Genomic DNA, 7,929 nt, shown 5'->3' with positions numbered 1-7,929 from the left:
AAGATAATCTCGAAACTTTCTGGCGGCAGGCCAAGCTCGCACAGGCGCGCCAGCAGGGGGTCGATGTTGTCGGCCTCGTTGAGCGTGGGGATCACCACCGAAAATTGTACGACGCCGGTTACAACTGTGTTGGGCAGGCCAGGCTGTGTTGAGGAGAGAGGACGCAAAGACAGGGGGTCGGTTGTGTCAGACAAAATGGTTAAGATGCACGTAACTGTTTTTTTTCTACGCGGCGTGCGTGTTCTTTTATCTACAGTGGCTAAATCACGGAATGCCGAAGCCTAGCACAATTCATCGCAGTGCGCCTCTAAGGCGCTGATAATGCAGGATGGGCGACTAAAGACTGCGGACGCAGACGTTCCCCAAAATCTGTGCATATGGGCCAGCTCTGCCCTAATAGAGGAGCAAGATCTCGCCCAAACATATCTCAGGGGTATGCTAGTAACACCGTTTAATTTTTTTCAATCAGATTGGAGATGCTGGTGAAAAATATACTGAAACCGTTACTGCTATTATCTGCGATGCATTCTTTTCTTCTCGGGCAGCGACTGATCCCGGCCATTTCAAAGCCGTAGGCGCCAAGCTCGGGCATGGCGCCCTGAACGCGATAACAGGCGTGGGGGAAGTTCCGAGAAATATGCTGTATGAGACCAATGACAATTTGAATGCGGACTTGTTTGTCTGTCTGTCATTTTATAAAAAGGGAGCCCAGGCTTCCTTTTTATTTGCCTTATCCAGCATCAATGACCAATGCGGTTAGCGAACGATAGTTCCATACCTGATTCAGTATCGCAAGATCAATAAACCGCTCAGAAAATATTGTCGAAAGCGTTAATTTTTGGAATGCCGTGCACATATCCCTCGGCGGTATGCTAGTATTAAACTTGATTTAATTTGTTAATGTACTTAAAGGGAGGTATCGATGAAAAATATATTGAAGCCGCTGCTGATACTATCTGCGCTGTTGTTCTTTTCACCTCAGGCCGCGATGGCTGATACTTACGTCGAAAACGTAGGTGATAAACTCGCTCACGGCATTGCGAATACGATAACAGGCATAGGGGAAGTTCCGAAGAACATGATAATGACAACCAATGAGAAAGGTATCGGTTACGGACTTACCACTGGATTGGCGTCGGGAATCATATATGGAATTGGCCGTACGTTGACAGGCGTTGTAGATTTGGTGACTTTCATTATTCCGACCAAGCCCATAATTTACCCCGATTTTATCTGGAAGGAATTCGAGACCAAGCATACGCACTTCCATCCGGAATGGAAGTTACAAAATTAATAGATTTTCCCACAGGCTTATCCATTTGCCATGATATGAAAAGGGGAGCCATGGCTCCCCTTTTCATATTCCGGAGTCAATGCGATCAGCATGCATAACATAATATAAATATTCCATTTGCAATTGTATCTATGGCAGCACCGATATTCTACAGAAGCTAATCCTTGCACATCAGCGGACATCGCCGCCTGCGCCTACTCCCGAACTCACCCACGGATTACCTCTGAAATGCAGCCAAAGCCGGAATTTTCTTACTTGAAGCATAATCCCAAATCCGGCAGTCGAGCGTTCATTTTTTAGCTCATTTGTTAACCAAACGCTATAACCGAAAAGGGGTTTTTTGTGCCCCTGAGCTTCACCTCTTAGGTAAGCTCGCCAGGGGGCGGATTCAGGAGAATGTTTTTTAACAGGCACTGCCACCACGCCTCAGCGGTATGCTAGTATTACGCGGGATTTAATTTGTTCCACTTTTGGGGGGTATCGATGAAACGTATACTTAAACCGCTGCTGCTGCTATCTGCATTGTTATTCTTTTCACCTCAGGGGGCATTCGCTGCCAATTATGCTGTGGATGCCGGCGACAAGCTTGCGCACGGCATGGCGAACCTGGTAACAGGCATAGGAGAAATTCCGAAGAATATGGTAATGACAACCAATGAAAAAGGCATTGGTTATGGACTTACAACCGGGTTGTTTTCCGGAATCGTAACCGGGGTTGGCCGATCGTTGGCTGGCATCGTCGATCTGGTGACGTTCTACGTCCCAACCGAGCCGATAATCACGCCCGGCTATATCTGGCAGGACTTCGACACTAAAGAAACTCGCTTCGACGATAAATGGAAATCCAAATACTGATAGCTTTGGGCGCAGGCTTATCCGCCTGCCATTTTAAAAAGGGAGCCGCGGCTCCCTTTTTGTATATTGGAACCATGCGGGCGGCATGGTTAATCCTAAATTCAGCAGTTGACCGCTTATTTCCATCTCCTTTGTCAACTAAGCGCTACAATCGAAAAAGATTTTTCGTACTCCGTAAACTTTACCTTCCTGGTAAGCTCGCTACGAGGGGATTCAGGATAATTCAATACCAGATGTAGGTACCGCCTATACAGCAGTTGCAATTGACTCCATTGGAGGCAGGCAGCGATGAATCATAATATTCTTGCACGCCAGCCCGGCGATTTAAACATTGGCTGGGCTCAGCGGGTAATTAACAAACATCATTCTCAAACAATCGTCTCGAATGTGAATGTTGTTTCGGTTGATATCGGCACGACCACGCGGATCCGTCTTGCGATTGAGCACAATGGACCTGCAGCACTGCCTAGACGGTGGTTCGTAAAACTGCCGTCGCTGACGTGGCGCGCAAGAATGATTACCGCTTTGCCAAGGTTGCTACATACGGAGGTGCGCTTCTATAATGAAGCTGCTCAAGCCATACCCATCGCGATACCCGGTCTATTGGCGGCACAGAGCATGCTGGGGAAAGGGTCGACGCTGGTTCTGATCGACGTAACAGAATCCGGTGCGACTGCCGGGCATACCGGCGATGCCCTGACCGCGGCACAAGCCACGCTCGTTATTGAACAACTCGCCCGCATTCATGCTCATTTCTGGGGCAAAGCCGATCTCGCACGAACTTACCACTGGCTTGCGGCGCCTGTACGTCGCATGGAAGATCATCTGGGCGCCGCCCTGGCTGTTCCATTGATGATGCGGGGGTTGCATCGCGCTGGAAAACTCATACCTCCGGCTCTTTATGCGCTGGCTGTTCGCTATGCGCGAAATCGCCACCAGGTAATGCGTTTTCTTTCTAATGCGCCGCAAACACTCGTTCATCACGATTGCCATCCCGGTAATCTATTCTGGAGCCAGTCTCAACCTGGCCTTCTTGATTGGCAGCTTGTACGTTTCGGGGAAGGCATAGGAGACGTTGCCTATTTTCTTGCGACTGCGCTTGATCCGGAAGTCCGGCGGGCTCACGAGACAAGGCTCTTGTCGGTTTATATACAGGGGCTCAGAGATAACGGTATTACGGGCATCGATAGCACTGGCCTATTGCAGAGATACCGCGCTCACCTTATCTATCCCTTTGAAGCAATGGTTGTGTCACTCGCCGTCGGTGGAATGATAAAGCTGGAGAGCAACCATGAGCTCATACGTCGGACAGTAGCTGCTATAGAGGATCTCGCTGTCTTTTCCGCCATTCCGATATGACGGGGCAGCAGCTTTCAGGAAATCCAGCAGATTTACAGGCATAGATTGCGCGTGCTGTCGGCGCAATTTTCCGTTAACCTCCATGAGCATTAAGCTTTCGTTTCCAACGGAAGAATCAGCGCTTCACATCGCCCGAATTGTGCCCGCTATCAATGCGCCTTCGCCAGGCTGTACGCTGTCGGGTGCATGCGTTCAAGCTGTGCACGCATTTAACAAATTGCGTTACACTGTGTGGCTTGCGATCGTGGTTCAATTCGTCTTCCAATCATAAGGTGTTCGCTTCAGGAAAGCATCATGAACGACATTCTCAAAGCCAGGCTTGAGGCAATTGACGCTGATTGTGAAAGCGCCTCGAAATTGGAACTCGACACGCTGCTTGAGGCCGCTTCGTATGACAATAACAATACAAAAAACTGCGCGCCGTCTCCGCAGGCCGTCGAGGCAATCTGGCTCAAGCTCATTGCCAGAAAAGAAAACGAATTTATCAATGAAATCGCCCGGACCCTGAAGCCAAAATCAGCTGGCGGATCTACTATCCAGTCTGTTGTCCCGGATGAGGAACTTGTATCTACCGTTGAGGCAATGGTGGACGCGATGTTCGCGGAGGATCGGTATGTGGATCGAATGCAGGGTTTCTATAAACTTGCGGGTAGAAAGGCTACTGTGGAGGAATCTTCCTCCGCCAGGCAGGTAAAACGGCCCGACCTCATCGATACCGCGTACCGAACAGGTGTCCAGGATGTGCTGCGCCGATCGCGACAAACTGTCCTTAGGGAATTCGATCTATATAAACCGCTCAAAGCACCAGAAAATGCCGGCTTCCTATCGGAGTGGCGTCATTACTCCACCCTGAGCCCATGGCGATCCCTCGGCGCGATCGTCATGTTAAGTTTAACGTCCTATCTTATCGCGTTTATTATTGCGAGCGACTCATTTCGGGGGTTACTGGAACGCTTAGGCTGGTCCACCGGAACCGGACTTTAGTACATTTAGTATCGTGGAGTTGAAGAAGTCGTCAGGTATGCGCCCGCGTTTTAATTAAATTAACGGTTAAAAAGAATCTCGCGGTTCACCTGGCTATTTGTCGAGCAAGCCTTCTGTTGAACAAAAGAAGCTGATTTTTTGCTCACATTGAGTTCAAATCCATAATTGCGTCGATAACCGTACCGGTACCTACTGCTATCAAGAGAATGTCCGCGGCGACGCGCACATAGCGGTAACCCGGCCCAGGCATGCCCAATTGCGCGATCAGGTGAGGTGGGAGATCATAAAACACCACATTCCGGGGCAATGGACGTCCCACTCCCCATTTCCTTGCTTGTCCGGGAGGCATGCAACCGTTGTACTTCTTCGCCAAGCCTGGCGGACAGCGGCCGCTCTGAAAGCGGGGCCCATAATAATCATGAATAACGGCGCGTTGCCTCGAGTTAAAATTACCCGGCAGAGCTTGCATATTGCGAGCTCGATAATGCTGATAATTCTTGCCCTTATTCCAATTTTTTTCCTTTTGATGGCGATGCTGATCCGTTTTATGATCGCTCCCTCCCTTCTCGGCGGATACGGGTATGGAGATGCAAAATATCGAAAGCACCACGGCCGAAGCAAAAAACTTCAAAAATGCTTTATACATGATCTGTACCTTGGAAACTATGAGCTTGGCCCGGAATTATCAAGCTGACCCAGCAGCCACCCGTCCAGCTTTGGAAGCAATTCTTCAAGTGAACAATAACCCGTGCTGAGCAGACGGTAATCCGCCCCGCTCTGCCCGATTAAAGTGGGAAAACCATGCACGCCCCACTGCCGTGCCTTCCGGAAATGTTCAAGCGTCATGCGCTTCGCGATATCGGACTCGAACGTCTGCCCGAACTGCTGGGCATCTATTCCCACCCTCGCGGCGAGTTGCGACAGCACAATGGAGTTCGTCACATCCTGCTGCTCCATATAAAACGCGGATTGGACTATCTTGAAAAAAGAAAAGATCGCTTCGCGGTTGATCAACGATACCGTGACCACTCCGCGGCTGGCGGGTTCGGTGTCGTAAACAAATCCTTCCGGCAACGCGCCTTCAAACCGGAATGGCTGCGCAGTCAGCTGCTGCACCGCGCGCCAATGGTGGAGTATCTGTTCACGTTGCGCCGGGGGCATTGGATATTTCGTCCCTGGCCGCAAACCACCCAGTAATACCTCTATTCCAAGCCGGGCGCCATACTCACGTTGAATCGCTTCGATTACCGGAGAGAAGCCCCAACACCATGAGCACATGGGATCAGCGACATACCAGAGCGTTCTTTCATTCATGGCGAGCAAGGCGCTTCCATTCTTGTCGTTCAAAATGGAAGAATTATAGTCGCCCTGCGCCATGCCAGGCCGCATGAATACGTTGTGCAGGCGGAGCTCAACCAGCGCATCACCCAGCCCCGATATGCCTCGTGAAATTACGCAGCGGCGCGGGAAGCTTTCTTGCGTTCGTGCTCCTGCAGGAAACGTTTGCGAATACGAATGGTCTTGGGCGTAATCTCCACCAATTCATCATCGGCGATGAATTCAATCGCAGATTCGAGAGTGAGCTGGATCGGCGGAGTCAGAGTCACAGCTTCGTCAGTTCCGGATGCGCGAATGTTAGTCAACTGTTTGCCCTTTATCGGATTGACAACAAGATCGTTATCGCGGCTGTGAATACCGATCACCATTCCTTCGTACAGACGATCCCCTGGACTGACAAACATGCGCCCGCGCTCCTGCAATTTCCAAAGCGCATACGCCACGGCTTCGCCCTGCTCGGCCGAAATCAGTACGCCGTTCCGGCGTGCAGCTATTTCCGGCCGCATGGGTGCGTATTCGTCGAATACATGGCTCATCAGCCCCGTACCACGCGTCATGGTCATGAAGTCGGACTGGAAGCCGATCAACCCCCGCGCGGGAATACGGTAATCCAGCCTCACACGTCCGCGCTCATCCGAGACCATGTCCTGCAAATCGCCGCGACGCGCGCCCAACGCCTCCATTACTCCACCTTGATGAGTCTCTTCAACATCGACGGTGAGCATTTCAAACGGCTCACATTTGACACCGTCAATTTCACGAATCACTACGTGCGGACGCGATACGGCAAGCTCATAGCCTTCACGACGCATGCTTTCCAGCAAAATGGTGAGGTGCAGCTCGCCCCGGCCGGAAACCAGAAACGAGTCGGTATCGTCCGTTTCTTCCAGCTTCATCGCGACATTGGTCAGCAGCTCCTTTTCAAGGCGCTCGCGCAATTGACGGCTGGTGACAAACTTGCCTTCCTTCCCGGCAAAAGGCGATGTATTCACCTGAAAGTTCATCGTCAGCGTGGGCTCGTCCACAGCACGCATCGGCAGCGCTTCGGGCCGATCGATATCGGCCAGCGTCACACCGATACTGAGTTCCTCGACGCCATTGATCAGGACGATGTCACCCGCCATGGCTTCTTCCAACTGGACTCGTTCGATACCGCGAAAACCCAGCACTTGGTTAACCCTGACCTTCTTCGGCGCACCCGATCCCAGCACCAGCACATCCTGGGCGGGCCTAAGCCGGCCACGGCTGATGCGGCCAATACCGATACGCCCGACAAAACTGGAATAATCCAGCGCAGCAATCTGCAGTTGCAGCGGCTCGTCGGGGTTGCCTTCGGGCGCGGGGACGTGCTTGAGTATAGTATCGAAAAGCGGACGCATATCGGTACTGGTCTGCTTCAGATCCAGCATCGCATAGCCGTTGAGCGCGGAGGCGTAAACCACTGGAAAATCCAGTTGATCTTCATTCGCGCCCAGCTTGTCGAACAAGTCAAAAGTATGATTCACCACCCAGTCGGGACGTGCACCGGGACGGTCGACCTTATTGACCACCACTATGGGGCGCAGCCCCAGAGCCAGCGCTTTCTTTGTGACAAAACGGGTCTGCGGCATGGGGCCTTCGACCGCATCTACCAGCAGCAGCACTCCGTCCACCATGGATAGCACGCGCTCCACCTCACCACCAAAATCTGCATGGCCTGGTGTATCGACAATATTGATGTGCACGCCTTGGTAATCCACAGCGCAATTCTTGGCGAGGATCGTGATACCGCGCTCGCGCTCGATATCGCTTGAATCCATCACCCGATCGGCAATATGCTGATGCGCGGCAAAAGAGCCTGCCTGATGCAGCAATTTATCCACCATGGTGGTCTTGCCGTGATCGACGTGGGCGATAATAGCGATATTTCGAATGGAACGGGACATTGGCAGATCCTCAGTCGGAACGACAAAAGGGCAGCATTATAGCAGATAGCAAAGGAACCCGCCTGTATCATTGTACAATCGAATTGCGCCGAATTAAATGTAACCGAAAGGTATTCTGAGAAATAACGTTGCGCCATATTGAAGGTTACCGAAAAGGAGACCTTGATATGGTAA

Annotated in this window: 8 protein-coding genes; 4 read left to right on the top strand and 4 right to left on the bottom strand. The window is 51.4% G+C overall.

The window, feature by feature from the left end; all coding sequences use genetic code 11:
- A partial coding sequence (locus tag BLS94_RS14720) for a hypothetical protein (RefSeq protein WP_218124829.1) occupies nucleotides 1-194 on the bottom strand: 194 nt, incomplete at its 3' end.
- A gap of 728 nt (nucleotides 195-922) precedes the next feature.
- Here BLS94_RS14720 and BLS94_RS14160 point away from each other — a divergent pair.
- From BLS94_RS14160 to BLS94_RS14140, 4 genes are all read left to right on the top strand, one after another.
- Nucleotides 923-1,294 (top strand): exosortase system-associated protein, TIGR04073 family, encoded by a 372-nt coding sequence (locus tag BLS94_RS14160; protein ID WP_072768957.1) that lies wholly within the window; start codon nucleotides 923-925, stop codon nucleotides 1,292-1,294.
- A 483-nt stretch (nucleotides 1,295-1,777) separates the two neighbouring features.
- The gene (locus BLS94_RS14155; protein ID WP_090962540.1) at nucleotides 1,778-2,149 is read left to right on the top strand and encodes an exosortase system-associated protein, TIGR04073 family; all 372 of its coding nucleotides are present in this window, start codon (nucleotides 1,778-1,780) and stop codon (nucleotides 2,147-2,149) included.
- Between the two features lie 288 nt (nucleotides 2,150-2,437).
- On the top strand, nucleotides 2,438-3,508 hold the full coding sequence (locus BLS94_RS14150; protein WP_090962536.1) for an aminoglycoside phosphotransferase family protein: 1,071 nt from the start codon (nucleotides 2,438-2,440) through the stop codon (nucleotides 3,506-3,508).
- Between the two features lie 294 nt (nucleotides 3,509-3,802).
- Nucleotides 3,803-4,492, top strand: coding sequence for a hypothetical protein (locus BLS94_RS14140; RefSeq protein WP_090962529.1), 690 nt, complete (start codon nucleotides 3,803-3,805; stop codon nucleotides 4,490-4,492).
- Nucleotides 4,493-4,634: 142 nt separating this feature from the next.
- Here BLS94_RS14140 and BLS94_RS14135 read toward each other — a convergent pair whose 3' ends face one another.
- The 3 genes from BLS94_RS14135 to typA form a co-directional block, all read right to left on the bottom strand.
- Nucleotides 4,635-5,138, bottom strand: coding sequence for a hypothetical protein (locus BLS94_RS14135; protein WP_072768949.1), 504 nt, complete (start codon nucleotides 5,136-5,138; stop codon nucleotides 4,635-4,637).
- 17 nt (nucleotides 5,139-5,155) lie between these two features.
- A complete protein-coding gene (locus BLS94_RS14130; RefSeq protein ID WP_090962543.1) occupies nucleotides 5,156-5,806 on the bottom strand; it encodes a DsbA family protein in 651 nt (216 codons plus the stop codon).
- Nucleotides 5,807-5,943: 137 nt separating this feature from the next.
- The gene (typA, locus tag BLS94_RS14125) at nucleotides 5,944-7,755 is read right to left on the bottom strand and encodes a translational GTPase TypA (RefSeq protein ID WP_072768947.1); all 1,812 of its coding nucleotides are present in this window, start codon (nucleotides 7,753-7,755) and stop codon (nucleotides 5,944-5,946) included.
- Nucleotides 7,756-7,929 lie beyond the last annotated feature (174 nt).

It is taken from the genome of Nitrosospira sp. Nsp18, from assembly GCF_900103145.1.
Taxonomy (GTDB): domain Bacteria; phylum Pseudomonadota; class Gammaproteobacteria; order Burkholderiales; family Nitrosomonadaceae; genus Nitrosospira.
Note: the sequence above shows the minus strand (reverse complement) of the source record. Positions and strands in the feature narration are given on the sequence as shown.

Excerpts from the sequence above, each read along its gene's own strand:
- BLS94_RS14155 (WP_090962540.1), top strand. The coding sequence starts at position 1,778 with ATGAAACGTATACTTAAACCGCTGCTGCTGCTATCTGCATTGTTATTC.
- BLS94_RS14130 (WP_090962543.1), bottom strand. The coding sequence starts at position 5,806 with ATGAATGAAAGAACGCTCTGGTATGTCGCTGATCCCATGTGCTCATGG.
- typA (WP_072768947.1), bottom strand. The coding sequence starts at position 7,755 with ATGTCCCGTTCCATTCGAAATATCGCTATTATCGCCCACGTCGATCAC.
- BLS94_RS14135 (WP_072768949.1), bottom strand. The coding sequence starts at position 5,138 with ATGTATAAAGCATTTTTGAAGTTTTTTGCTTCGGCCGTGGTGCTTTCG.
- BLS94_RS14150 (WP_090962536.1), top strand. The coding sequence starts at position 2,438 with ATGAATCATAATATTCTTGCACGCCAGCCCGGCGATTTAAACATTGGC.
- BLS94_RS14160 (WP_072768957.1), top strand. The coding sequence starts at position 923 with ATGAAAAATATATTGAAGCCGCTGCTGATACTATCTGCGCTGTTGTTC.
- BLS94_RS14140 (WP_090962529.1), top strand. The coding sequence starts at position 3,803 with ATGAACGACATTCTCAAAGCCAGGCTTGAGGCAATTGACGCTGATTGT.